The sequence below is a fragment of the Hypnocyclicus thermotrophus genome, from assembly GCF_004365575.1.
GTDB lineage: Bacteria > Fusobacteriota > Fusobacteriia > Fusobacteriales > Fusobacteriaceae > Hypnocyclicus > Hypnocyclicus thermotrophus.
On record NZ_SOBG01000002.1, the window covers coordinates 316200 to 341682 of the forward strand.

Genomic DNA, 25483 nt, shown 5'->3' on the forward strand with positions numbered 1-25483 from the left:
ATCCTCCTACATCTCTTCTATATAGATTTTTTTTATAATATCAGTAATTTCATCAAGATCTTCATTTTTATTATATACTTCAAAATCACAACTATTTTTATAGATATCTTTTCTATCATTTAGCAATTTTTTTATTTTTTCGTATGTATCTTTACAAATTAGTAAAGGTCTTTTATTTGGTCTTCGCATAACTCTTTTATAGATATTATCTATACTAGTTGAGATAAGACAAATATTAGCATGTTTTCTTAATGAAAGTAAATTATTTTTATTTAAAATAGTACCTCCTCCAGTAGCAATTATAGTATTACTCATTGTTTCACATTCTTTTATTATTTCTTCTTCAAGATTTCTAAAATAGTGTTCTCCTTTTTCTTTAAAAATTTCATTGACTTTCATATTTTCTCTTTTCATTATTTCATAGTCTAAGTCAAAAAAATTCATATCAATTTTCTTTGCTAAAACTTTACCTATTGTGGTTTTTCCTACCCCCATAAAACCAATTAAAGCTAAATTCGTTTTCATAGACTTTACCTCGTTATTTTATTTTACATTTAGTATATCATTTATTAGTTATATTTTTCAAGTAAAAGGGTAAATTAGATTAATAAAATTATACTAATTTTATTAAAAGTAAATTACTTATATCTGCCAACTGAAGATATACGGAATGAGTAAAATAGATATAGGTTTTCTAAAAGAGTAGTTAAAGTTAAGAGTTCTTTTAATTTTTGACAAGCGAGTGATAGTAAATATTTTAATTTTTTTAATTATATTTTTTTTAATTATCATTTGATTAAAGGTAAAAATTTAAAAAATTAGAATACAGCGAGGTTTAAAAGTATTATAACAATTAGAGTAAAATTAAAATTGACTTATTTAAGAGAGATATGATGATAGAATATTTATTAGAGGAGCATAAAAAAATCCAGGAATTTAATCCAGGATTTTAATCTTACTTTATATATTTTCTCTTTTCTTAGGAACTATTATATACTTGATATAAAGGTTATTTCTACTTAATTTGTTAAAGTATTTTTTGATTTTTATTATATTCTATTAAAAAAAATTAATCTTTTTTATTAATATTATCAAAACGCTTTTTCTTTATCTATTATAATTATTTCTAGCTATTAGTTTTGGGTTACTACTGGGATATTAGTTTTTTTAATATAAACTATCACCTTAAAATAATTTTTATTTATTTATTTCATTTTCATATTTACCATGAGATAAAAATAATAGATCCATTACAAGTATTTTTTTTGCAAATTTTTTTATATATTGACGAAATTTAATATTGTTTTTAGTTTTTTCATTGTTAATAATAATTCGTGTAGAGAAAACCAAAAGTTTAAGTAACTTATCTTCAAGTATTTTTTGTCCTAATTTACTTTTGATATAAAAATATATGATTAATGTAACAATTAATATGATAATTATATTCATAATTATCACCTCCTTGTAATAAAACTTATTAATGGTAAAAGATATTTTATATTATTATTATCGTCAATTATTCTCCTTCTATTAATCCAAAATCAAAATAATTATTATCAGATTCATCAGATTCATCCCATACAAAACTTACTTGAGATAAATTCATATCTAAAAATTCAATTGAAAATTCGGTAGGACCTTCATTTGCACCAACTAAATTATATAATTTACTTAGTAATTTTGTTTTAAATTCATTGTTCTCTTCTAGAAAATTATTAAAAAATTCATTTGAGAGATAAACAGCAACTTTTTTATCATTATTATTTATATGCAAATGAACTTTACCAATATCTCTATTTTCATTATTCACTTCAAGTAATATAGTATATATTTCAGAATCAGATGTTCTATATCGTCTTAAAAATTCAATAGTGTATTTCATTTTATCACATCCTTTATCACTAGCTATATTATAATTTACTTGAAATTTTTAATTATCCTTTTATTATTTATAGAAAAAATATACAAAGCAGCCCTCTTCACGATATAGGGAAAGTAGGAATTCCTGATAAGATTTTATTAAAGCCGGGAAAACTTACAAAAGAAGAATTTAAAATAATGAAAACACATACAATTATTGGTGCTAATATATTGAAAAGTTTTAAAGAAAACATAAAAAAACATGATATAGATATTTTTGATTATGCAATAGAGATAGTTAATTTCCATCATGAAAAATGGGATGGAACGGGATATCCAAAAGGGTTAAAAGCTAATGAAATTCCTTTAGTTGCAAGAATAGTTTCTATAGCAGATGTTTTTGATGCACTTACTAATAAAAGAGTTTATAAAAAAGCTTTTTCATTTGAAGAAAGTATTAAAATGATTAAAGAAATGAAAGGAATAAATTTTGATCCTTTAATAGTAGATGTTTTTATAGAATCATTAGCAGAAATAAGAGACGTTTATGAAAAATTAAAAGAAGTTTAAAATATTTTATAAATTATTATTTTTTTTTAAAAAATTATTGACAAAATATAATATTTATGATATATAATTATTAGCAGCTAGATACATAGAGTGCTAATAAAATTTTAAATTTAAAGGAGGGATTTTTATGAGAAACTTAATTACAACAAAAAAATGGAATCCATTTTTAAGAGAAAAAGACTATTTTGATAGTATTTTTGACTCGTTTGATTCTTTTTTTGGATCGCCTTCTTTATTTAGTGATAATTTTCAAAAATTTAGTACTGACATATCTGAAACAGATAATGCATATATTATTTCTGCTGATTTACCTGGGGTAAAAAAAGAAGATGTAAAGTTAGAACTTCATGAAGGGTATTTAAAAATTTCTGCTGAAAGAAAAGAAGAAAAAGAGGAAAAAAACAAAAAATTCTTTAGAAAAGAAAGAATATATGGAAGCTTTGTAAGAAATATTCCATTACCTAATTATCTAAATATTACAAAAGAAGAAATAGAAGCAAAATTTGAGAATGGTGTATTAAATGTTACTATTCCAAAAAAATTAGATGAAAATAATCAAAAACAATATCAAACAATTGAAATTAAATGAATTTAAAATGAATTTAACTAGTAGAAAAGACCTTATTTCATTTAGGAAATAAGGCCTTTTCTATTTATAAAAATATTTAAAATTTATCTGGATAAGCTTCTAATGAATGAATTGCTAAATCTGCTCCTTCAATTTCTTTTTCTTCTTCTAGTCTAAATCCAAATAATTTATCTATTACTAAATATACTATAGAACCACCAAATAAAGCTATTATTATTGCTAACGAACTTCCTATTAACTGTGCAAAGAAACTTACATTTCCAAGCCCACCAAATAATGTAGAGCCAAATATTCCAGCTGCAATACCGCCCCAACTACCAACAACACCATGTAGCACTACTACACCTAGCACATCATCTATCTTTAATACTTCTGTTTCAAAATGAAATCCATAAACAAATATTGCTGCAGCTATTCCACCTACTACAAAAGCACCAATAGGATGATATATTGCAGAGCCAGCACATACTGCTACAAGTCCTGCTAATGCTCCATTATGTATAAATATTGCATCTCTTTTTGATAGTAATAGCGATACTAAAATACCACCGACCATAGAAGCTAAAGAATTTATTGCTACAAGACCAGATATATCTTTTAATTCCACTGCGCTCATTACATTAAATCCAAACCATCCAACAGATAAAATCCAACTTCCTAATGCTAAAAATGGCACATTACTAATAGGTATAGGATTATTACTATTATATCTATTTTTTCTAGGCCCTAATATAAGTATAGCTGGAAGAGCTAACCATCCTCCAAAAGAATGTACAACTACAGACCCTGCATAATCTACAAACTCAAAACCAGTGATGTTTTTTATTAATCCTTGTACAAAAGTTGAATTTATCCCCCATATTATTGATTCAAAAAAAGGATATAATATTCCGGCAAATATAGCTCCGGCAAATACTTGTGGCCAAAATTTTGCTCTTTCTGCAATTCCCCCAGATATTATTGCGGGTATACACGCAGCAAAGGTTAAGAAAAAGAAAAATCGTATTAAATCAAACCCCATGTTATCTCCTATAAGTTTACTAGCAGGTTTTAAAAAACTAATTCCTCTTGCCATTGGAAAGCCTATTAAAAAATAAACAACAGTTGATACAGCCCAATCAGAAATAATTTTTACTAATGCATTAATTTGATTTTTTGTTCTAACAGAACCTACTTCTAAAAAAGCAAATCCTGCATGCATAGCAAATATCATTATTGCACCAAGTAATAAAAATAATACATTTGAACTTTTAATTAAAACTTCTAAATTCATAGTAATCCTCCCTTTTTAATATTAAATATATATATATTAATTAAAAAATTTATTTTATAAATGTTTTTATTAATATAATATATATATAAATAATGATTGTTTTATTAATAATGATTATATACTATTATTCAGAAAAAACAAATAAAAAAAATAAATGATTTTTAATATTAATATATATAAATGATATTTTATATATTTTATTTATAAAATGTATATATGTTATAAATAAAAGATCTTGAATAGTTATATAACTATCCAAGGTCTTTTATTTGTTTTATAAAAAGGAATAAAAATATTATAATGCATTTTTAAAAATATTTTTTATTTCTTCATGTGTTGCTTGTTTAGGATTAGTTAATCCACAAGCATCTTTTAATGCATTTGTAGCTAAAATATCAAAATCTTCTTCTTTTGCTCCTAATTCTTTTATTCCGCTAGGTATATTTATATCTCTTGATAATTTTTTTATTGCTTCGATTGCAGCTTTAGCTCCTTCTTCTGAAGTCATTTTAGATACATCTAGTCCCATAAATGAAGCTATATCTTTTAATCTATCAGCAGCCACTTGAGAATTATATTCTTGTACATGAGGAAGAAGTATTGCATTACATACTCCGTGAGGTAAATCATAAAATCCTCCAAGTTGATGAGCCATTGCATGTACATATCCAAGAGATGCGTTATTAAAAGCCATTCCTGCTAAAAATTCTGCATATGCCATCATGTCTCTAGCTTCCTCATCTTTACCATTCTCTACTGCTTTTCTTAAATATTTACTAATAAGTTCTATAGCTTTTTGTGCACATGCATCAGTTACAGGAGTAGCAATAGTTGACACATATGCTTCTACAGCGTGAGTTAATGCATCCATACCAGTAGCTGCAGTAAGAGAACTAGGCATATCTAACATTAATAAAGGATCATTTACAGCCAATATAGGCGTTGTATTTTTATCCACAATAGCCATTTTTACATGTCTTTCTTCATCAGTAATTATACAAAATCTAGTCATTTCAGATGCAGTTCCTGCAGTAGTATTTACAGCAACTAATGGAAGTTGAGGTTTTTTAGATACATCTACTCCTTCATAATCTTTTATTTCGCCACCATTACTTGCTACTAATGCAATTCCTTTTGCACAATCATGAGGAGAACCTCCTCCAAATGATATAACGAAATCACAATTATTATTTTTTAATAACGTTAATCCATCTGCTACATTTTTTGTTGTTGGATTAGGTTGAGTTCCATCAAAAATAACATATTCTATATTATTATCATATAATACTTTTGTTAATTTTTTTACAAGTCCAATATCATTTAATACTTTGTCAGTTACAATTAATGCTTTTTTAAATCCTAATGCTTTAATATCTTTTCCAGCATCTTCTAAACAGTTTGGTCCCATTAAATTCACTGAAGGCATAAAAAATTTTAATCCAGCCATTTTTAAATCATCTCCTTTAATAATTTTGATAAATAATTAACATATTTATATTATAGATTATTATGATAATTTTTTCTAATCATTATTTCAAAAAAAATAGTCTATTTTTAAAATTGTTTTATAAATAAAATAATTAATAATAAATATAAATAAGAAAATTATTCTTTTTAAACTATCTCATATTAGCTTAAGTTATAATTTCACTTTTTAAAATTGAAATAAAGTTAGCAATATGGTATTATAAAATTAGACGAAAATAAAAAATGGTGGTGTAAAATGTTAAATAATTTTAATAAAATTGCAGAGAATTATGATAATGTTGAATCAAAATATTTAAAAATTTTATATTATGATTTATCAAAAGGATATAAGGATACATATAAGTCCTATAATAATTATAGATTATGTACTATACTATCTGGAAAGAAAAAAGTTTCTGTAAATAATAATACTTCATTCACATATAATTCTTCAGAATTTTTATTACTTCCGCCAAATTCTAGTGTTAATATGGAAATAAATACAGACACTAAAGCAGTCGTATATGAATTTAATTCTCATTTAATTGAAAAAATTTCAAATAAAGTTGAAAAAAAATTTGCAGATATTGAAAATATAACAAAATTAAATCTTTCCAATAATTTATCTTATTCAATTAATAATCTAAAAATAAATATAATGAGAAATGAAAAAGAAGCAAAATTTTTTATGGACTTATATGCACAAGAACTTGTTTTTCAATTACTTAATGAGATTCCAAAAGAAAAAAATATTCAAAATAAATATAATCCTGCTAAAATCGCAAAAGAGATTATTGAAAAAGATGGTAACGAAAATTTATCTATTTATGAAATAGCAAAAATTTTAAATATGAGTCAGTCAAATCTTGATTACTATTTTAAAATGGAATATGGGATAACGCCTAAAAAATATCAAAACAAAATAAAAATTAAAAAATCAGTTAATTTACTTTTAAAATATTCTGTTACTGAAACTGCAATGATATTAGGATTTGATAATATATCTCATTTTATTAGACTTTTTAAACAATATTATAATACTACACCAAAGCAGTATATAAAAAGGTTTGGAAAATAATAGATAAAAAGTAAAAAGACCGTTATTATACGGTCTTTTTAATCAAAAATATATCTATTTTTGCCTAATTTTTTAGCTTTATATAATAGTTTATCTGCTCTAATAAAAATTGAATTTATTTTATCCTCGGGAAGTAATTTTGTTATACCACAACTAATTGTTACTTTTTCATTATCATTTCTTATAAGTGAAAGTACTCTATTAAATAATAAATCCACTTTTCTATGAAGTTTTACATATGGTAAATTTGTTATGATTGCAAACTCATCTCCACCCCATCTTGCTACAAAAGAATAATTACCTAAATAAGTATTAATTGTATTTGAAATTGTTTTAATTATTCTATCTCCTTCATCATGTCCACATTTATCATTTATCAATTTAAAATCATCAATATCAATTAATATTAACCATATATCATCATATAAATGTTCTTTAGATTTTAATAATGACAATAATCGATCATCAAATGCTCTTCTGTTATAGACATTTGTTAATGAATCATACATTGCAAAAGTAGTTAATTGTTCATTTGATTTTTTTAATAAAATTTGATTTTTTTTATAAATATTATAAAAAAGATTTAATAGAAAGCAATTAAAAATAAGAACCAAAAAAATCTGAAAAATAGTATCATAACTTTTTAAATTTTTATGATATATACGAAAAATATTTGAATGAAATAAATGTATATTTATAATGATACTTGTAGCTATAAATATACAACTTATTAAGCAACACTTTGCTTTTTTTTCAAATAAATATGTTATTAAAAATAAAAGCATATAAATATATGAAATAGATATAGCTAAGTTTCCTCCTGAATCAATAAATCCAATTGGTATAAATAAAAGAATAATTACTACAAAATAGAGAAAATACATTAAAAAACTATCATAAATTAACACTATTAAAGAACTAAATATAATTATTAGCCATTTCAAATTTATTATTAATTCTAATTTGAAAATTAAATTAATAATAATTGATAAAATAGATAAAAAAATAGATCCAAAAATAAATAATCTAGAAAATTTCCCTTTTAATTCTTTTTCACTACACATATTATTAACCCCTCAATAAATTCAACATAAATTTATTATAACTATATTTTTTATTTAAGTCAATAATTAAAAAAATTGTATATTAATTCTATTTTTTATATAATCTAGAAAAAAATAATTATTTTAAATTTAAAGGAGGAAATTTATGAATAAAAATATTAATTTAATTTTATTTTTTATAATTTTTTTACAAAGTTATTCTCTAGAGATGATATCTCCGCCGAAGCTAAATTGGGGAGATACAATTATGATAATTGCTCCTGGAACAAACGCATCTATTGATAAATTAGAAAAAATAGAAAAAAATTTAAAAACTTTAGGTTTTAAAGTGAAATTTGGAAAAAGTTGTTTTATAAATTATGGATATCTAGCTGGAAATGATAAACTTCGATTAAAAGATTTACATTCAGCTTTTCTTGATGATGAAGTTAAAGCCATAATTGCTCTTCGTGGTGGATATGGTAGTATTAGATTATTAGATATGATTGATTATGATATGATAAGAAGGCATCCTAAAATATTTGTAGGATATAGCGATATAACAATATTACATATTGCATTAAATCAAAAAGCAGGGCTTATTACGTATCATGGACCTATGGCAGCATCTGATTTTTACTATGGGCTTGATAAATTTACACATAATAGTTTTTTTAATACAATTTTAAAAGGAAGAAAAAAAGTTAAAATAAAAAATCCAGAAGGAGAAGAAATGAAAACCCTTGTTTCTGGACAAACTGTTGGACAAGTTGTTGGAGGAAATTTAACTATGATTGTTGCTACATTAGGTACTCCATATGAAATCAATACAAAAGATAAAATATTTTTTATAGAAGAATCAGGTTCAAAACTTTATAAGATAGATAGAATGTTAAATCAATTAAAATTAGCAGGTAAATTTAAAGATGCAAAAGGAGTTATTTTTGGTGATTTCAAAGAAACGCATGAAGAAGATACTCTTTTTAAGCTAAAAGAGGTATTAAAAATAGCAATAAATGGAAAAAAGCCTATTATTTATAACGTAAAAATAGGCCATTCTAAACCTAAAATAACTTTTCCTTTAGGTGCTAAAATTTATTTAGATAGTGAAAAGAAAATAATTAAAATTATTGATGATATTTAATCAATAATCATTTAAAGACCAATTGTAATTAAGATATTTTATATTGCTATTTTCAGGAAGATTTAGATACTCGTTAATATTTCCAAAATCTTCCTGAAACCATTTAAAAATTTTTGAAATATATATTTTATTCTTTTTCTTTACAAATCCTTTTGTTTTATTTTTTAAAAAATCATTTTTAGACTTTTCGAGTTGTGCATCAAGTTTTTCAGCATAATATGGTTTATAATTTAAAGTAGGACAAGAAAGAGAAGCACATACAATTGCAAAATGAATTTTAGGATCATCCATTTTTCTCAAGATGTTATTTTCTATTTCATCCAAAGAATAACTTTTATTTTTAATATTAATAACTTTTCTGTCCCAAACTGATTTAAAAAGTGTAGTTTTGTCTTTTATGCTTTTTATTGGGTAATTATCTGTAATTATTTTTATTGCTGAGATATTATATACATTTATCCAAAATGCTTTTTTTTCATTATTGCTTTTTAATGTTGATACATCAAAAGTTTCTATTAAATTTATTAACTTTTTATAATCACTATCTGTTTTTAAATTTTTATAATCTACTAAACGTGTTTTCACATTATCTTTAATACCTACTTTAGTGTGATTTTTCAAAATTTTTAAATAAAGATTATTAACCTCTATAATGTTTGCGTTAGCAATTATCGAAAAAATTAATAATAAAAAGAATATTGTTTTTTTCATAAAAACCTCCTATATTTTTTTAACTAATATAATATTAAAAAAATATGGAATAATCCTTTTTTTTATATTATTTTTTTTAATATTCTTCCACTAAAAGAATTTATTTTTATTTCTTTTTTATTTTGTAAATCCAATAGTTCATTATTATTCAAAACATCTATATATCTCCCTTTTGGTATTTTTTCTTCATTAATTGTTACATTATTTTTAGATGAATTAAGTATTATTATTGTTTTTTCATTATTATACTCTCTTTCAAAAGCAAATTGTTCAGACTTTACAAAAATTTCTTTATAGCTCCCATATTTTATACTATTTAAATTTTTTCTTATTTGTGATAGTTTTGAAATATAATTTATCAAATCAGTTTCATAATTAGAATTCATATAATTAATATCTAATTTTGGTCTTAAACTTATATCATTTCTGCTCCCTTTTTTACCTTCGATTTTCCATTCACTACCATAATATAAAGAAGGAATTCCTGGTATTGAAAAAAGTAATAAATGTAAATTAAATAAATCTTCTTTATTTTTTATTATAGTAGATATTCTTTCTACATCATGATTATCTATAAAACTAAATAAAGACATATTTTCATAAATTCCACCTTTTGCAAATTGTCTTTTTAATGAATGTGCTATTTCAAAATAATTTTTATCATTATGAGAAGAATATAATCCTTTATAACATTCATAATTTGTTACAGAATCTAATCTAGCATCATTTATCCATTTACTATAATCACCATGAACTACTTCTCCCATTAACCAAAAATTTTTTTTCATATTTTTTACTAATTCTGATAGTTCTTTCATAAAGGTAAAATCAAGTACATCAGCTGCATCCAATCTTATTCCATCTATATTAAATTCATTAATCCAATATTTTACAGCATCAAACAAGTGTTCTTTTACTTCTTGATTTTTTAAATTTAATTTTACTAAATTATAATGTCCATCCCATGTATTATATGTAAAGGGATCATTATAAGGACTTTTTTTACTAAAATCTACTCCATTAAACCAATTTATATATTTTGATTTTTTTTTGTGATGTTGTAAATCTTTAAATGCAAAATGATTTCTTCCTACATGATTGAATACACCATCAACAATAACAGAAATTTTATTTGCATGTAATTCATTAACAACTTTTTTAAAACTATCATTTGTTCCTAATCTTCTATCAATTTTAAAATAATCAACTGTATCATATCCATGTTCTACTGATTCAAATATAGGACCTAAATACAATGCATTTATACCAAGATATTTCATATGTGGTATCCATTCTATTATTTTTTCTAATCTTTCTACGGGTTTAGAATAAAAATCATTATTTTCAGGAGCACCTGAAAATCCTAGTGGGTAAATGTGATAAAATATTTTTTCATTGTATAAATTCATAATTCCTCCTTTTATACATACCGTTAGGTATATAATTTATTTATAATAAAAAGGGTTTTTATACCCTTTTTTGACTAACTAAAAATTCCATGCATAAATTGTTTGCACAATATCTGTGCATTAATAATGTTAAGTTCTTGTTTGTTTTTTGTATGAAAATAATATGTAATAGCAGAATTAATTATCCCCAAAAAACTATAAGAAAACATTTTACTTTTACCTTTCATATTTCCGTGCTGTTTTTCTGCTTCTAAAAATATATTTTCAAGAATTAAATATTCTTTTTTTAAATATTCTGCAGTTAAATTATAAGCTTGGCTGTTTTCAGGTGCAAAAGTCAGATTTAATATAATTCTATAAAAATTTGAATTTTGTTTTGCAAAATCAAAATATTTAAAAATAATATTTTCAAGTGTTAAAACAATATCACCATTATAGTTTATTTTTTTTAATTCATTTAAAAATGGTAAAAATTTTTCTGTGAGTATAGCGTCTAATAATCCTTCTTTACTTTTAAAGTAATAATATAATGTAGGTTTTTGTACTCCTACTGATTCAACAATTTTTTGTACTCCTACATTATCATAACCTTTACTTGCAAATAAATTTAATGCTGATTCAATTAATTCTTCTTTTTTAGACATTTTTTCTCCTAAATCTTAATAAGTACTATTTACATATATATTATACCTATCGGTATATAAAAAGTCAAGAAAATTTTAATATTTGACTTCTTATGAGTTTAAAAGTAAAATACATTTAAGAAAATATATTCAAAGAAGGGGATAAAATGGGATTTTATGATATTAAAGATAATGTTATTGAGTATGAAAAAATGATGAAAGAGTATAATAATGATTTTATTATTTCTAAATTTAAAAAGTTTATAAATAAAAATACTAACATACTTGAAATTGGAAGTGGTGTAGGGAAAGATTTTGAAAAACTAAAAAAAGAATATAAAATAGTAGCATCAGATAATTCAAAATTATTTGTTGAGTTATTAGTAAATAAATATCCTACTGATTTAGTTTTAAAGTTGGATGCAAGTGATTTACAAACAGATAAAAAATTTGATGTTGTTTATTCAAATAAAGTACTACAACATTTAAAATACGAGGATCTAAAAAATTCGTTTAAAAGACAACATGAAATTTTAAATGAAAATGGAATAATTTTTCATACATTTTGGCTAGGAAAAGGTAGTGAAGAATATAATGGTTTACTTTTTAATTATTATAATCTGATTAACTTAAAAGATTTTTATTTAAATTATTTTGAGTTAATTGAATACAATGAATATTCTGAAGAGGTAGATGGAAATAATATTTCTAAAAATGATTCGTTTTATATAGTATTAAAAAAAATAAAATTTTAATAATTTTTTTATATTATTACTATATTATATAAATAATATAATTAAAATCAAAAGAGGTGGTAAAATGAATTATTTAAATATGAAATGCCCTAATTGTAATAAAAAAATTAAGTTAGATAAAAAATATATTAATAATAAGTTAAATTGTATATATTGTGGAAAGGAGATTATTTTGAAAGAAATAAAAGAAATCACTACTGAAACATATTTAGATGAAGTTATTAGAGTTGATAAAGCGGTTATTTTAAATATTTATAATAAAAATTGTGATAACTGTAAAAAATTAGAAGAAACTTTAAAAGAAGTAAATAATGAATATAAAGATTTAAAAATTGTAAAATTAAATGCAAAAGAAAACATGAAATTAGTTTCTGGGTTTATGATACGTGCTGTTCCTACTATGATACTTTTTTTAAATGGAGTTCAAGTTGATATGCGAATAGGTGCTATAGATAAAAATGCTCTTCAAAGATGGTTATCTATGTATAATTTGTTACCAAGTAATTATTAAAAACTATTTAGCCACTTTTAGTGGCTATTTTTTATATATAATTGTTAAATAAAAATACTATAAATATAGTTAAGAATACTATAATTAAATTATTTTGTTTTTTTAATATCATTATACTTGCTATAATTAAAGCAATAATAATAGATAATACATTTTTTCCACTGGAAAAAACATCTGGAATGAGAAGAGCAGCCAAAGCTGTATAGGGGACATATCCTAAAAAAGATTCTATATATTTATTATTTTTTATATTTGGTATTAGCATAGGTACTGCTCTTAGTAAAATATTTATAATAGCCCCTGTTATAATAATAATTAAAAATTTAATATTCATTAATAACTTCCTCCATTTTATAGTTGTTTTCTTCTATTGGGATAATAATTGCTGCTATAATAGCTGACAATATAATAGACAAAATTATTCTAAAATATCCTATCATTTCATTGATAAAAGGTGTATATTTAAAAAAAATACTAAATGATATAGATATAATTGCTGCTATTAAATATTTTGAATTTGATGTTATTTTTGGAATTAATAATGTTAAATACATTATATAAATAGAAATTCCTGCAGCTTCTATTATTTGTATAGGTATAAAATCCGCTAAAATTATTCCTACTATTGTACCTAAAACCCAAGCAAAATAAGAATAAAGTTGAGCTCCTAATAAAAAAGATTTTGATAATTTATCTTGAGTAGTTGCTAAGACAAATATTTCATCAGTAATACCAAAACTAAATAATAATTTTTCTATAAATTTAAATTTTGACATTTTTTGAGAAATACAAAAGCTCATCAAAAAATATCTACTATTTATGATAAAAGTTGTTATTGCAATGTTAAATATACTAAAATTCTTTACTAGCATATTTGCTGATATAAATTGTGTGGCCCCTGTAAAATTTGTCATTGACATTAATATTGCAAGAATTCCATTTAAATTAAAAGATTTTATAATTAATCCAAATGTTATTGAAATAGAAAAATATGATAAAAAAATTGGTGTTGCAGCCTTAACTCCTTTTAAAAATTCTTTGTTTTGCAATCCAATCACCTTCTTTGTATGCTTTTTATAATACATTATATCTGAAATTATTGTTTTGTCAAGTTAAATAAATTTCAAGGAAATTTATGAGAAAGTTAAATAAATTTCAAGGAAATTTATGAGAAAGTTAAATAAAAAAAAGACTGCTAATGATATAAGCAGTCTTTCGGTAAATCATAATAAAAGTTATAACGTAGTTATACTAATTACATCATAACCGGCATCATCTATTGCAGCTTTTATAGATTCATCATTTATATCGCCTTCTATAACGGCTTTACCTATTTCTACCTCAAAATTATTTATTCCTTTTAATTCTCCTAATGCTTCTTTTACATGCATTACACAATGTCCACAACTCATTCCTTCAATTTTTACTTCTTTTTTCATGTTTTACTCATCTCCTTTTTTTATTTTTCTTTTTTATTATGAAATTTTATTAATTATCTTTTATGGGATGGCTTAAATCTCTTTAATCTTAATGCATTTGTTACTACTGATACAGAACTAAACGCCATTGCAGCTCCTGCTATCATAGGATTTAGTTTAGGACCACCAAAGGCGTATAATAATCCAGCAGCTACCGGAATTCCTAATGTATTATAACCAAAAGCCCAAAATAAATTTTGTTTTATATTTTTTATTGTAGCTTTACTAAGCTCTATTGCTGTTACTACGTCTTCAAGGTCACTTTTCATAAGTACTACATCTGCAGATTCCATAGCTACATCAGTACCGCTACCTATTGCCATTCCTACATCTGCTTGTGCTAAAGCTGGGGCATCATTTATTCCATCACCAACCATAGCTACTTTATCACCTGTTTTTTGAAGTTTTTTTACTTCATTTGCTTTATCTTGTGGTAATACTTCAGCTAATACTATATCTATTCCTACTTGTTTTGCTATTGCTTCAGCTGTTTTTTTATTATCGCCTGTTATCATAGCTACTTTTATGCCTAAATTATGTAATTTTCTTATAGCATCTTTACTAGAGGGTTTAACTGTATCAGCTACCGCTATTATTCCTTCAAGTTTTCCATTAATAGCTATATACATAGGAGTTTTTCCCTCTGTAGCTAATTTATTAGATTCTTTTTCAAAAATTATTTCTATATCTTTTTCAATCATTAATTTTTTATTTCCTAAATAGATATCTTTATTTTCTATAATTACTTCTATACCATAACCAGGTATAGCTATAAATTTATCAACTTTTTTTAGTGAAATATTTTTTTCTTCTGCTTTTTTTACTATTGCTTCTCCTAAAGGATGCTCTGATCCTTTTTCAGCTGATGCAGCGATAGATAATATTTCTTCTTTGGAATAAGTATCTGTAACAATTATATCTGTTACTACTGGTTTTCCTTCTGTTATTGTTCCTGTTTTATCAAATATTATTGTATCTAATTTATGTGTTAGCTCTAACGCTCCCCCATTTTTAAATAACACTCCATTTTCCGCACCTTTTCCAGTTCCTACCATTATAGCTGTTGGAGTAGCTAACCCTAATGCACAAGGACATGCTATTACAAGTACGGCTATAAATATAGTTAATGAAAATACTGGTGTTGCTCCACTAAAATACCATATTAATCCTGATACTATAGCTATAGTAATAACAATGGGTACAAAATATCCTGATATGATATCTGCCATTTTAGCTATTGGCGCCTTAGAACCTTGTGCATCTTCAACAAGTCTTATTATTTGTGATAATACAGTATCTTTTCCTACTTTTGTAGCTTTAAATTTAATAGTTCCATTTTTATTAAAAGAAGCTCCTACTACTTTATTACCTTTATTTTTTTCTACCGGTATGCTTTCTCCAGTTAACATAGATTCATCAACAGATGTATGTCCTTCTACCACTATACCATCTACAGGTATTTTTTCTCCTGGTTTTACTATTATTATATCTCCAACTTCTACTTCATCTATAGGTATTTCAATTTCTTCATTATCTTTTATTACAAGAGCAGTTTTAGGTTGTAATCCCATTAATTTCTTTATTGCATCAGATGTTTTTCCCTTTGTTACAGTTTCTAGATATTTTCCAAGAAGTATAAATGCAACAATTACTCCAGCACTTTCAAAATATAAATTATTTGTAAATTCTAATTTACCGTTCATTATTTCAAAAGTTCCATAAAAACCATAAAGTATCGCTGCTGATGTACCTAAAGCAACAAGTGTATCCATATTTGGTTCTCTTTTTATTAAATTTCTAAACCCGTTAATATAAAATTTATTACCAGCTATGACTATTGGTATTGTTAGTAGGATTTGTATAAATGCAAAATTTATAGGATTTATTTCTGGATTAATTATTTTTAGTAATGGAAGCCCTATCATATGTCCCATTGCTATATACAATAATGGAATTGCAAATACTGTAGCAGTTAAAAATTTATACCATAATATTTTTATTTCTTTTTCTTTTCTTAGTTTATCCGCATCTATTTCATCAGTTTTATCTATTTCAAGTGGTGTATAACCCGCTTTTTTTATTGCTGATTTTATATCAGATAATCTTGTCATATCACTATTATAATTAATTATAGCTTTTTCTGTAGCAAAATTTACAGTTACGTTATCTACTCCTCCTAATTTTCCTACTCTTTTCTCAATTGCATTAGCACATGCAGTACAAGTCATTCCTTCAATAGGAATTATTACATTTCTTGTTTTTTTCTCTTCTTCAAGATTATAACCACCCTTTTTTACAGCATTTATTATATCTTCTTGTTTTACTTTAGTTTCATCAAAAACTATATTTAATTTTTCTATAGCAAAATTTACATTAGCGCTCTCTATGCCTTCTATTTTTTTCAAGCGTTTTTCTATATTATTAGCACATGCAGTACAAGTCATTCCAATAACATTGTATTCTTTTTTTTCGCTCATTTTTTTACCTCCAAAGTTTTAATTATATCCAAATTATAAATTTTAGTTTACTTTTAAAAGTAAACTATTTTAATGTTTAGATTTATTATTTTTTTCATTATTTTCTGCCAATGTATTTATAAGTTTATTAAATGATTTCTTTATTTTTTTTAATATTTCCAACATTCTTATCACTCCTTTAAGTTTTTAATATACCCCCTATATGTATTATATGATATTTTAATTTTATAATCAAGTTTATTTTAAATATTTATTAAAAAAATTAAAATTTCTTGACAATACTATATAATATTTTATATACTTAAGTGTAAATTAAATAAAAAAACTTCGGGGCAGGGTGAAACTCCCGACCGGCGGTGATAGTCCGCGAGCTATATTTATATAGCAGGAACTGGTGAAATTCCAGTACCGACAGTAAAGTCTGGATGAGAGAAGTAAAGTATAGTTATAGTATTTAGTAATAAATATTATTTTTTAAGTAACTATATATTTTAATATATTTTGCCCTGATTTTAATCAGGGCTTTTTTATTTATTAAATGAAAAAATTAGGAGGAGAAAAATATGAGAATATTTGAAGGGGATTTTAACGGAGAAAATATCAAAATAGGAATTATTTGTGCGAGATTTAATGAGTTTATTACTTCAAAGTTATTAAATGGAGCAGAAGATGCTCTTTATAGACATGGAATAACTAAAGAAAATATTGATATAGCATGGGTACCAGGTGCTTTTGAAATACCATTAATTGCTAAAAAAATATCAAAAACAGGTAAATATGATGCAATTATTACACTTGGAGCTGTAATTAGAGGTGCAACTCCACATTTTGAATATGTATGTGCTGAAGTATCAAAAGGAGTAGCTCAAGTAGGATTAGAAAGTGAAATTCCTGTAATATTTGGTGTACTTACTACAAACACAATAGAAGAAGCAATAGAAAGAGCAGGAACGAAAGCAGGAAATAAAGGATTTGAAGCTGGAATGAGTGCAATAGAAATGGTGAATTTAATAAAAAATTTAAATTTTTAAGAAAAAACTCTATATTTTATTAATAAAAAGGAGTTGTGATTATGCAAGAAAATAAAATTCATGAAAAATATATGAAATTAGCTTTAGAACTTGCTAAAAAAGGAGAGGGAGCCGTTAATCCCAATCCTTTAGTAGGAGCCCTTGTTGTAAAAAATAACCAAATTATAGGGAAAGGTTATCATAAATATTTTGGTGGACCTCATGCTGAAGTATATGCATTAAATGAAGCTGGGGATAATGCGAAAGGAGCAGATATATATGTAACATTAGAGCCTTGTAGTCATTATGGAAAAACACCACCATGTGTAAAAAAAATAATAGAACATAATATTAAAAGATGTTTTATTGCAATAAAAGATCCCAATCCACTTGTGAGTGGAAGAGGAATAAAATTATTACAAAAAAGTGGAATAGAAGTAAAAATAGGGATATTAGAAAATGAGGGAAAAGAGATAAATAGAGTATTTTTTAAATATATTAAAGAAAAATTACCGTATATACACATAAAAATAGCTACTACATTAGATGGAAAAATTGCAACAAAAACGGGAGATTCAAAATGGATAACAAATGAAAAATCTAGAAAATATGTACATTATTTAAGAAATAAATATATGGGGATTTTAGTAGGGATAAATACTGTTAAAAAAGATAATCCAAATCTAAATGTAAGAAATGATAGTCTTAAAAATCATAGAGATCCTTTTAGAATTATTCTTGATCCAAGTTTAAAAATAGATAAAAAATTAAATATTATAAAAAATAATAATGATGAAAAAACAATTTTAATTACTCAAATTAAAAATAAAAAAGAAAAACAAGATTTTATAGAGGAATTATCAAATAAATATAAAATTAAATTTATATTTTTAAATGAAGAAAAATTTAAATTTAAAGATATTTTTAAAGAAATATATAATTTTGGAATAGATTCGATACTTGTAGAGGGCGGAGGGTTTGTTCTATCAAATTTATTTAAGGAAAAAGAATTAATAGATGAAGGGAGTATATTTATTGCACCTAAAATTTTAGGGGATAAAGATGCATTATCATTTATAACGGGATTTGAGATATCTAAAATAAAAAATTCTATTCAATTAGAAAATGTATCATTTAAAAATTTTGACAATGATATCTGTTTAGAATTTAAAAGAGGTGAGTAATATTTTTACGGGTCTTATAGAAGAAAAAGGAAAGGTAATTACTTTAACAAAATCAATTAATGGATACAAAATAAAAATTAGAGCAAAGAAAATAATGGAAAACATAAAAAAAGGAGATAGTATAGCGGTAAATGGAGTATGTTTAACAGTTAAAAAATTTTCATTAAATGAATTTGAAGCAGATGTGATGAATGAAACATTAAAAAGAAGTAATTTAAAAAGATTAAAGATAAATGATGAGATAAATTTAGAAAAATCTTTAACTCTTAATAGTTATTTAGGTGGTCATTTAGTAACTGGAGATGTTGATTGTGAAGGGAAAATCATAAAAATAATAAAAGATGGATTTGCAATAAAATATGAAATTGAATTAGAGAAAAGATACCTTAAATATATAGTAGAAAAAGGAAGAATAACAGTAGATGGAGCAAGTCTTACAGTAATTGATAATACAAATAGAAGTTTTACAGTATCAATAATTCCTCATACTCAAGATAATATTATTTTATCAAATAAAAAGATAGGAGACTATGTAAATATTGAAACAGATTTAATAGCTAAACATATAGAAAATTTAATTAAAAATGAAGAAAAAAGCATAGAAAAGTTATTAAAAAAATTTTAAGAATAAAAAGGAGGAATAATGAGTGAATATAAAAAAACTTTAATTAATAAAATAGAAACAGCATTGGAAGATTTAAGAAATGGTAAAATGATAATTGTATCAGATAATGAAGATAGAGAAAATGAAGGGGATATAGTATTAGCAGCAGAAAAAGTCACACATGAAAATATAAATTTTATTTTAAAAGAGGCTAGAGGCCTTATATGCGTGCCAATGACAGAAGAGAGAGCTTTAAAGTTAGGATTAGATATTATGGTGAAAAATAATACTGATGAACATGGAACAAATTTTACGATATCAGTAGATTCAAAAAGAACAACAACAGGAATATCAGTAGAAGAAAGAAAGAGAACAATAAAAGATTTATCGAAAGAAGAATTAACGAAAGAAGATTTCAAAAAACCAGGGCATATATTTCCGTTAATAGCTAAAAAAAATGGTCTATTAGAAAGAAAAGGACATACAGAAGCAGCAGTAGATCTTTTGAAGCTATCCGGCTTAACCCCAGTAGGAGTTATTTGTGAAATCTTAAAAGCGGACGGAACAATGGCAAGAAGAGAAGATTTAATAAAATTTTCGAAAAAACATAATCTAACCTATATAACAATAGAAGAAATATTAGAATATATAAAACTAAAAAATGATTTAGTTGAAGAAGTAGTAAGCACAAAACTCCCAACAAAATACGGTGATTTTAATATTACAGCATTTAGTAATAAAATAGATGAAAAAGAACATATTATTATACACAAAGGAGAAATATATAATCAAGAAAATATTTTGATGAGAATTCATTCGGAATGTTTCACAGGAGATATATTAGGTTCATTAAAATGTGATTGTGGATCGCAGCTTGAAAAAGCAATGAAAAAAATAAATGAAGAGGGTAGAGGTATAATATTTTATTTACGTCAAGAAGGAAGAAATATAGGATTGTATAATAAATTAAAAGCGTATAAGCTCCAAGAAGAAGGGTATGATACAGTAGAAGCTAATAGAAAACTTGGATTTTTATCTGATGAAAGGGATTATTTTTATGTAATCCAAGTATTAAAAAAATTAAATATTTCTTCTGTAAAATTAATGACAAATAATCCATCTAAAATAAATTTTTTAGAAAGATATGGTATAAAAGTAACTAGAAAAAATATAGAAATAGAATGTAATGAGATAAATTATAGTTATTTAAAAGTAAAAAAAGAAAAAATGAATCATATATTAGAAAAAATATAATAATTTTTAAAGACCTATTTTTAAGTGAATAAAAAAGGTCTTTTTTTTTAATCATAGATAAAGTATACTATTATTAATAAAAAAATAAAAATTTAGGAGGAATTTATGGAATTTTTAAATCTTTTATATAAAAGAAGAAGTATTAGAAAATATAAAGAAGAAGAGATTAAGCAAGAAGAGTTAAATAAAATTATAGAAGCAGCATTGTTATCACCAAGTTCGAGAAATAAAAAATCCTGGAATTTTATGGTAATAAGAAACAAAGAAATAATAGAGAAATTAGCATTATCAAAAGAAAGAGGATCGGAATTAATAAAAGAATCAAATGTTATAATCGTTGTACTAGGAGATAGTTCAATAAGTGATGTATGGATAGAAGATTGTAGTATTGCATCTATAATAATACAATTAGAGGCAGAAAATTTAGGGATCGGATCTTGTTGGATCCAAGTAAGAAATAGATATCATAATAAAGAAAAAAATATTACTTCAGAAGAATATATAAAAGGGATATTAAAAATAAAAGAAGAAGAAGTTAGAGTGGAGTCAGTAATAGCATTAGGATATAAGAATGAATATAAAAAAGAATATAAAAAAGAAGATTTAAATTACGAAAAAGTAAAATTTTTATAGATATATAGGGAAATATATTATTTCAAACAAAAAGAAAAGGAAAAAACAAATGAAAAAAATATTAATAATAATATCAATATATGTTTTTATAAATATAAATATTTACTCAAAAATTTGGAATCCATATATTGGAGCATTTAATGGTCATTATGATCTAAGTGTAGGAATGCATGTATGGAGTGATAAATTAGATTTTAGAAATTTACAATTAAGAACTACTTTTGATATTTTACCAGGATTTAGATTTAATTCATTAATTCGTACAAATAAAGAGTTTAATGAGATAGAAACTTTTGAACCTGTCTTTGATGAAATATATTTAGAAAGATATTTTTTTAATAAATTTAATGAAAATAGATTAGCATTTAGTCTAAAAATAGGGAATATAAGATATTTAAGATTTCCTGAACCAGACATAATATCACAGTTTGATCAAGTGCCAGGAACTGAAGATTTAAGATATGAAAGTGCAAAAACAGGATATAAAGGAATATTATTAACGATAGAATATAATACAAAATATAACATAGGAATACATAGTACATACTTAGATAATTTCAATATAAAAAAAGAAGATAATTTTATTGAAAAATATATATATCTAAAAAAATATTTTAAATATATAAATTTTGAAAGTAGATATGGATATATGCAACTTAGACATCCAGTAGGAAAAATAATAAGAGGCCCGTCACCATATCAATTAGGAGCTAGTGGAAAAGGATATAATGTGTATTTAGGTAGTGAATATAAAGGATATAGAGCAGGAATATTTTATGAAAATCTTTATGATAAAAAATATAAAGTAAACGATATACGTACTGGAATATTAGTTCAATTTGCAGATTCTAAAGTAACCCAAGCATTAGGAAGTGTAAGGTTTGATTATACAAGAAATCCAGAAGGATTCGGAATAACAATTCCAATATTACATGGAAATATAGGTAATATACAAAAAGATATACCAAAAAATAGTAAATTAGTAGGAGAAATATATGCATATAGAACAATAACATATTGGCAAAATGGACAAGGAAGAAATTTTTATGAACATAGAATCAATTATTGGGGTGATGTAGAATCAAAAGATTTAATAGTAGTAATGGAAGAAAAACCATGGTATTTAAAAATAGAATCATTAGTAAGTCCACATACAGAAATAAAAACAAAGGAAGATATAGTAGATTGGGAAAGAGATAGACAAGGACCAGCAGAATTAAGACAAGAAGTAATATATAAATTTTATAAAAAATAACATAAAAAACATAAAATTTATTTTGAATATTAATAACAAATAAAAAATGGAGGAAAATATGGCAGAAGTAATAAACAATAGTAAAAAACGTATAAATCAATTAGTAGAATTTTCAATAGAAATAATGGAAGAAAAAGAGAAAGGGAAAAAAATTTATGAAAAATATAAAGAATTAATAGAAAATATAACACCGTATGAAGTATTGAATTTAGGAGATCAATTATTAGAAAGAGGTTTAGAAATAAAATATATAAAAGAAAATATAGAAAAAATTATGAATATATTTCATACTTCATTAAAAAATTATGAATATGAATATCCAAGTAAAAAAAATCCTGTTTTTTATTATTTTCAAGAAAACATAAAATTAGAAGAAAAATTAAAAAAAATTAAAGAGGAATCAATAATAAAACAAGATATAAAAAAATTAAATAAATACTTAAAAGAAATAAAAGATATAGAAAAACATTATATAAGACAAGAAAATATATTGTATCCATATTTAGAAAATATTTGGAGTTATACAAATCCATTGAAAATATTATGGTCGTTACATGATGATGTAAAAAAAGATATAAAAGAGTTAATTGAAATAACAGAAAAAGAAAAAAAATTTACAAAAGATTTAAATATGAGAATTGGAAACTTTTTTTTCTTAATATATGGAGTAATTTTTAAAGAAAATTTATTAATATTTCCAGAGGCATTAAGAACGATCCCAAATAAAAAATGGAATGAAATTTTAAAAGCAGAGTTAGAAATGGAATTTGCATTTATAGAAAAGCCAAATATAGAAATAGAAAATTTAGATATATCTGAAAACAATGGATTAAAAGAAATGACTTTTAAAGTAGAAACAGGGGAGTTATCATTTAATCAAATAGAATTAATTTTTAATAATTTGGCAATAGATATAACATTTATAGATAAAAATGATGAAGTGAAATATTTTTCAAATCCAAAAGATAGGTTTTTTCCACGTTCACCTGCAATAATAGGAAGAAAAGTTCAAAATTGCCATCCACCTGAAAGTGTACATGTAGTAGAAAAAATATTAGCTGCATTTAAATCAGGTGAAAAAAATGAAGCTGATTTTTGGATAAATATGAGAGGAAAAACAATTTTAATACGATATTACGCATTGAGAGATAAAGAAAATAATTATATAGGGACCATAGAAGTAAGCCAAGATATAACAGAAATTAAAAATATAAAAGGCGATAAAAGATTATTGGACTGGGAATAAAATTTATCTAAAAGAAAAGAGTAAAAAGAAGAAATGAGAAATAGGAGAAAAAATGAAATATAGAAAAGAGATATTAAATAATATTATATATATTAATATAATTTATATATTTTTTACAGCATATACATTTACAAGTACAATAAAAAAAGATTTTATAAAAGGTGTAGATATATCAATGTTAAAACAATTAGAAGATAATGGGGCTAAATTTTATGACGAAAAAGGGATAGAAAAAGATTGTATTGAAATATTAAAAGAGCATGGAGTTAATTGGATTAGAATTAGGACATGGGTAAATCCAGTTGATAAAACTGGAAATTTATTAGGGGGTGGAAATAATAATAAAGAAACAACAATAAAATTAGCAAAAAAAATAAAATCAAAACAATTAAAATATTTGTTAGATTTTCATTATAGTGATTTTTGGTCGGATCCTGGCAAGCAATATAAGCCAAAAGAATGGGAAAATTTAAAAGGAAAAAAATTGGAAAAAAAAGTATATGAGTACACAAAAGACATGATATTATCCTTAAAAGCTCAAAATGCATTACCTGATATGGTTCAAATAGGAAATGAAGTAAATGGAGGAATGCTTTGGCCAGATGGAAAAACTTGGAAACAAGGAAAAGAAAAAATAGGAGGATATAATGGTTTTGTAAAATTATTAAAAGCAGGGATAAAAGCTGTAAAAGATATTGATAAAAAAATAAAAATAATGATACATTTATCAGATGGTGGAAATAACAAATTGTATAGAACTGTATTTGATGAATTAATAAAAAGAAAAGTAGAATTTGATATTATTGGAATATCATTTTATCCGTATTGGCATGGAACATTTAATGAATTGACGGAAAATTTAAGTGATATTTCAAAACGATATAAAAAAGATGTAATAGTAGTAGAAACAGCATATGCATATACATTAGAAAATGGAGATAGTTTACCAAATATATTTGGTAAAACAGAAGAAAGAAAAGTAGGATACATAGCCTCAGTAGAAGGTCAAAAGCAAGTGATAAAAAAATTAATGGATATAATATATAATGTACCAAATAACAGAGGAAAGGGTTTTTTTTATTGGGGAGCAGAATGGATTCCGATAAAAAATAGTGGATGGAAGATAGGAGAAGGAAATGCATGGGAAAATCAAGCAATGTTTGATTTTAATGGAAAAGCATTAGAAACATTAAATATATTTAAAGAAAATCCATAAACTAAAAAAAAGTTATGCTATAGATAATATAACATAACTAAAAAAAAAAAACAATTTTTAAATTTATTCAACAGTAACAGATTTAGCTAAGTT

27 protein-coding genes and 1 riboswitch are annotated in these 25483 nt (G+C 23.9%); of the genes, 14 read left to right on the forward strand and 13 right to left on the reverse strand.

The genetic code is table 11. The features are described 5' to 3' along the window. Positions 1-6: 6 nt before the first annotated feature. From EV215_RS03470 to EV215_RS03480, 3 genes are all read right to left on the reverse strand, one after another. Positions 7-525, reverse strand: a complete 519-nt coding sequence (locus tag EV215_RS03470) for a shikimate kinase (protein WP_134112599.1) — start codon at positions 523-525, stop codon at positions 7-9. Positions 526-1197: 672 nt separating this feature from the next. Beyond that, positions 1198-1449, reverse strand: a complete 252-nt coding sequence (locus EV215_RS03475; protein ID WP_134112600.1) for a hypothetical protein — start codon at positions 1447-1449, stop codon at positions 1198-1200. Positions 1450-1516: 67 nt separating this feature from the next. Continuing rightward, positions 1517-1882 (reverse strand): hypothetical protein, encoded by a 366-nt coding sequence (locus EV215_RS03480; protein ID WP_134112601.1) that lies wholly within the window; start codon positions 1880-1882, stop codon positions 1517-1519. 104 nt (positions 1883-1986) lie between these two features. Here EV215_RS03480 and EV215_RS03485 point away from each other — a divergent pair, with 104 nt between their 5' ends. Both EV215_RS03485 and EV215_RS03490 read left to right on the forward strand, forming a co-directional pair. Beyond that, the gene (locus EV215_RS03485) at positions 1987-2430 is read left to right on the forward strand and encodes an HD-GYP domain-containing protein (protein ID WP_306767440.1); all 444 of its coding nucleotides are present in this window, start codon (positions 1987-1989) and stop codon (positions 2428-2430) included. 127 nt (positions 2431-2557) lie between these two features. Then, positions 2558-3019 carry an Hsp20/alpha crystallin family protein gene (locus EV215_RS03490; protein WP_134112603.1) on the forward strand — a complete coding sequence of 154 codons (462 nt, stop codon included), beginning with the start codon at positions 2558-2560 and terminating at the stop codon, positions 3017-3019. Positions 3020-3095: 76 nt separating this feature from the next. Here EV215_RS03490 and EV215_RS03495 read toward each other — a convergent pair whose 3' ends face one another. Continuing rightward, a complete protein-coding gene (locus EV215_RS03495; RefSeq protein WP_134112604.1) occupies positions 3096-4292 on the reverse strand; it encodes an ammonium transporter in 1197 nt (398 codons plus the stop codon). 295 nt (positions 4293-4587) lie between these two features. Then, positions 4588-5739 (reverse strand): L-threonine dehydrogenase, encoded by a 1152-nt coding sequence (yiaY, locus tag EV215_RS03500; protein WP_134112605.1) that lies wholly within the window; start codon positions 5737-5739, stop codon positions 4588-4590. A gap of 276 nt (positions 5740-6015) precedes the next feature. Between yiaY and EV215_RS03505 the strand changes: the two genes are divergently transcribed. Continuing rightward, positions 6016-6837: a helix-turn-helix domain-containing protein gene (locus EV215_RS03505; protein ID WP_134112606.1), complete on the forward strand. Its 822-nt coding sequence runs from the start codon at positions 6016-6018 to the stop codon at positions 6835-6837. A 38-nt stretch (positions 6838-6875) separates the two neighbouring features. Here EV215_RS03505 and EV215_RS03510 read toward each other — a convergent pair whose 3' ends face one another. After that, entirely contained in the window at positions 6876-7901 is a 1026-nt protein-coding gene (locus tag EV215_RS03510) for a GGDEF domain-containing protein (RefSeq protein WP_134112607.1), read from the reverse strand. 145 nt (positions 7902-8046) lie between these two features. On the opposite strand from EV215_RS03510, the gene EV215_RS03515 reads away from it, so the two are divergent. Beyond that, positions 8047-9024, forward strand: coding sequence for a S66 peptidase family protein (locus EV215_RS03515; protein WP_134112608.1), 978 nt, complete (start codon positions 8047-8049; stop codon positions 9022-9024). On the opposite strand, the gene EV215_RS03520 is transcribed toward EV215_RS03515, so the two are convergent. From EV215_RS03520 to EV215_RS03530, 3 genes are all read right to left on the reverse strand, one after another. Further along, positions 9025-9735 carry a DUF547 domain-containing protein gene (locus tag EV215_RS03520; RefSeq protein ID WP_134112609.1) on the reverse strand — a complete coding sequence of 237 codons (711 nt, stop codon included), beginning with the start codon at positions 9733-9735 and terminating at the stop codon, positions 9025-9027. Positions 9736-9797: 62 nt separating this feature from the next. Then, positions 9798-11144 (reverse strand): alpha-amylase family glycosyl hydrolase, encoded by a 1347-nt coding sequence (locus EV215_RS03525; RefSeq protein WP_134112610.1) that lies wholly within the window; start codon positions 11142-11144, stop codon positions 9798-9800. Positions 11145-11218: 74 nt separating this feature from the next. Then, the gene (locus tag EV215_RS03530; protein WP_134112611.1) at positions 11219-11788 is read right to left on the reverse strand and encodes a TetR/AcrR family transcriptional regulator; all 570 of its coding nucleotides are present in this window, start codon (positions 11786-11788) and stop codon (positions 11219-11221) included. A gap of 146 nt (positions 11789-11934) precedes the next feature. On the opposite strand from EV215_RS03530, the gene EV215_RS03535 reads away from it, so the two are divergent. Together EV215_RS03535 and EV215_RS03540 are read left to right on the forward strand one after the other, a co-directional pair. Further along, the gene (locus EV215_RS03535) at positions 11935-12522 is read left to right on the forward strand and encodes a class I SAM-dependent methyltransferase (RefSeq protein ID WP_134112612.1); all 588 of its coding nucleotides are present in this window, start codon (positions 11935-11937) and stop codon (positions 12520-12522) included. A gap of 172 nt (positions 12523-12694) precedes the next feature. Further along, positions 12695-13033 (forward strand): thioredoxin family protein, encoded by a 339-nt coding sequence (locus EV215_RS03540; RefSeq protein WP_166667335.1) that lies wholly within the window; start codon positions 12695-12697, stop codon positions 13031-13033. A gap of 31 nt (positions 13034-13064) precedes the next feature. On the opposite strand, the gene EV215_RS03545 is transcribed toward EV215_RS03540, so the two are convergent. The 4 genes from EV215_RS03545 to EV215_RS03560 all read right to left on the reverse strand — a co-directional run bounded on the left by EV215_RS03545 (position 13065) and on the right by EV215_RS03560 (position 16988). Continuing rightward, complete coding sequence (locus tag EV215_RS03545; protein WP_134112614.1) at positions 13065-13367, reverse strand: AzlD domain-containing protein; 303 nt, start codon at positions 13365-13367, stop codon at positions 13065-13067. Continuing rightward, entirely contained in the window at positions 13357-14082 is a 726-nt protein-coding gene (locus EV215_RS03550) for an AzlC family ABC transporter permease (RefSeq protein ID WP_166667336.1), read from the reverse strand. The genes EV215_RS03545 and EV215_RS03550 overlap by 11 nt, the downstream gene beginning before the upstream one ends. A gap of 186 nt (positions 14083-14268) precedes the next feature. Further along, positions 14269-14472: a heavy-metal-associated domain-containing protein gene (locus EV215_RS03555; protein ID WP_134112616.1), complete on the reverse strand. Its 204-nt coding sequence runs from the start codon at positions 14470-14472 to the stop codon at positions 14269-14271. Between the two features lie 53 nt (positions 14473-14525). Next, a complete protein-coding gene (locus EV215_RS03560; protein ID WP_134112617.1) occupies positions 14526-16988 on the reverse strand; it encodes a heavy metal translocating P-type ATPase in 2463 nt (820 codons plus the stop codon). 319 nt (positions 16989-17307) lie between these two features. Next, a riboswitch (FMN riboswitch) is annotated at positions 17308-17429 on the forward strand. 122 nt (positions 17430-17551) lie between these two features. Here EV215_RS03560 and ribH point away from each other — a divergent pair. The 8 genes from ribH (at position 17552) to EV215_RS03600 (ending at position 25390) form a co-directional block, all read left to right on the forward strand. Next, entirely contained in the window at positions 17552-18019 is a 468-nt protein-coding gene (ribH, locus tag EV215_RS03565; RefSeq protein WP_134112618.1) for a 6,7-dimethyl-8-ribityllumazine synthase, read from the forward strand. A gap of 41 nt (positions 18020-18060) precedes the next feature. Next, the gene (ribD, locus tag EV215_RS03570; protein WP_134112619.1) at positions 18061-19182 is read left to right on the forward strand and encodes a bifunctional diaminohydroxyphosphoribosylaminopyrimidine deaminase/5-amino-6-(5-phosphoribosylamino)uracil reductase RibD; all 1122 of its coding nucleotides are present in this window, start codon (positions 18061-18063) and stop codon (positions 19180-19182) included. A gap of 1 nt (position 19183) precedes the next feature. After that, the gene (locus EV215_RS03575; RefSeq protein WP_134112632.1) at positions 19184-19807 is read left to right on the forward strand and encodes a riboflavin synthase; all 624 of its coding nucleotides are present in this window, start codon (positions 19184-19186) and stop codon (positions 19805-19807) included. An 18-nt stretch (positions 19808-19825) separates the two neighbouring features. Then, positions 19826-21040: a 3,4-dihydroxy-2-butanone-4-phosphate synthase gene (ribB, locus tag EV215_RS03580; RefSeq protein ID WP_134112620.1), complete on the forward strand. Its 1215-nt coding sequence runs from the start codon at positions 19826-19828 to the stop codon at positions 21038-21040. Between the two features lie 105 nt (positions 21041-21145). Then, the gene (locus tag EV215_RS03585; RefSeq protein ID WP_134112621.1) at positions 21146-21673 is read left to right on the forward strand and encodes a nitroreductase family protein; all 528 of its coding nucleotides are present in this window, start codon (positions 21146-21148) and stop codon (positions 21671-21673) included. A gap of 49 nt (positions 21674-21722) precedes the next feature. After that, positions 21723-22928, forward strand: coding sequence for a hypothetical protein (locus tag EV215_RS03590; RefSeq protein ID WP_134112622.1), 1206 nt, complete (start codon positions 21723-21725; stop codon positions 22926-22928). Between the two features lie 58 nt (positions 22929-22986). Beyond that, a complete protein-coding gene (locus EV215_RS03595; RefSeq protein ID WP_166667337.1) occupies positions 22987-24174 on the forward strand; it encodes a PAS domain-containing protein in 1188 nt (395 codons plus the stop codon). A 52-nt stretch (positions 24175-24226) separates the two neighbouring features. After that, complete coding sequence (locus EV215_RS03600; RefSeq protein WP_134112624.1) at positions 24227-25390, forward strand: glycoside hydrolase family 53 protein; 1164 nt, start codon at positions 24227-24229, stop codon at positions 25388-25390. The last annotated feature ends 93 nt before the right edge of the window (positions 25391-25483 follow it).

What these genes read in the sequence shown, in the direction of transcription:
- yiaY (WP_134112605.1), bottom strand. Translation starts at nt 5,739, where the DNA reads ATGGCTGGATTAAAATTTTTTATGCCTTCAGTGAATTTAATGGGACCA.
- EV215_RS03510 (WP_134112607.1), bottom strand. Translation starts at nt 7,901, where the DNA reads ATGTGTAGTGAAAAAGAATTAAAAGGGAAATTTTCTAGATTATTTATT.
- EV215_RS03555 (WP_134112616.1), bottom strand. Translation starts at nt 14,472, where the DNA reads ATGAAAAAAGAAGTAAAAATTGAAGGAATGAGTTGTGGACATTGTGTA.
- EV215_RS03595 (WP_166667337.1), top strand. Translation starts at nt 22,987, where the DNA reads ATGGCAGAAGTAATAAACAATAGTAAAAAACGTATAAATCAATTAGTA.
- EV215_RS03505 (WP_134112606.1), top strand. Translation starts at nt 6,016, where the DNA reads ATGTTAAATAATTTTAATAAAATTGCAGAGAATTATGATAATGTTGAA.
- EV215_RS03495 (WP_134112604.1), bottom strand. Translation starts at nt 4,292, where the DNA reads ATGAATTTAGAAGTTTTAATTAAAAGTTCAAATGTATTATTTTTATTA.
- EV215_RS03520 (WP_134112609.1), bottom strand. Translation starts at nt 9,735, where the DNA reads ATGAAAAAAACAATATTCTTTTTATTATTAATTTTTTCGATAATTGCT.
- ribD (WP_134112619.1), top strand. Translation starts at nt 18,061, where the DNA reads ATGCAAGAAAATAAAATTCATGAAAAATATATGAAATTAGCTTTAGAA.
- EV215_RS03545 (WP_134112614.1), bottom strand. Translation starts at nt 13,367, where the DNA reads ATGAATATTAAATTTTTAATTATTATTATAACAGGGGCTATTATAAAT.
- EV215_RS03475 (WP_134112600.1), bottom strand. Translation starts at nt 1,449, where the DNA reads ATGAATATAATTATCATATTAATTGTTACATTAATCATATATTTTTAT.
- EV215_RS03470 (WP_134112599.1), bottom strand. Translation starts at nt 525, where the DNA reads ATGAAAACGAATTTAGCTTTAATTGGTTTTATGGGGGTAGGAAAAACC.
- EV215_RS03515 (WP_134112608.1), top strand. Translation starts at nt 8,047, where the DNA reads ATGAATAAAAATATTAATTTAATTTTATTTTTTATAATTTTTTTACAA.
- EV215_RS03560 (WP_134112617.1), bottom strand. Translation starts at nt 16,988, where the DNA reads ATGAGCGAAAAAAAAGAATACAATGTTATTGGAATGACTTGTACTGCA.
- ribB (WP_134112620.1), top strand. Translation starts at nt 19,826, where the DNA reads ATGAGTGAATATAAAAAAACTTTAATTAATAAAATAGAAACAGCATTG.
- EV215_RS03590 (WP_134112622.1), top strand. Translation starts at nt 21,723, where the DNA reads ATGAAAAAAATATTAATAATAATATCAATATATGTTTTTATAAATATA.
- ribH (WP_134112618.1), top strand. Translation starts at nt 17,552, where the DNA reads ATGAGAATATTTGAAGGGGATTTTAACGGAGAAAATATCAAAATAGGA.
- EV215_RS03600 (WP_134112624.1), top strand. Translation starts at nt 24,227, where the DNA reads ATGAAATATAGAAAAGAGATATTAAATAATATTATATATATTAATATA.
- EV215_RS03530 (WP_134112611.1), bottom strand. Translation starts at nt 11,788, where the DNA reads ATGTCTAAAAAAGAAGAATTAATTGAATCAGCATTAAATTTATTTGCA.
- EV215_RS03525 (WP_134112610.1), bottom strand. Translation starts at nt 11,144, where the DNA reads ATGAATTTATACAATGAAAAAATATTTTATCACATTTACCCACTAGGA.
- EV215_RS03535 (WP_134112612.1), top strand. Translation starts at nt 11,935, where the DNA reads ATGGGATTTTATGATATTAAAGATAATGTTATTGAGTATGAAAAAATG.
- EV215_RS03480 (WP_134112601.1), bottom strand. Translation starts at nt 1,882, where the DNA reads ATGAAATACACTATTGAATTTTTAAGACGATATAGAACATCTGATTCT.
- EV215_RS03490 (WP_134112603.1), top strand. Translation starts at nt 2,558, where the DNA reads ATGAGAAACTTAATTACAACAAAAAAATGGAATCCATTTTTAAGAGAA.
- EV215_RS03585 (WP_134112621.1), top strand. Translation starts at nt 21,146, where the DNA reads ATGGAATTTTTAAATCTTTTATATAAAAGAAGAAGTATTAGAAAATAT.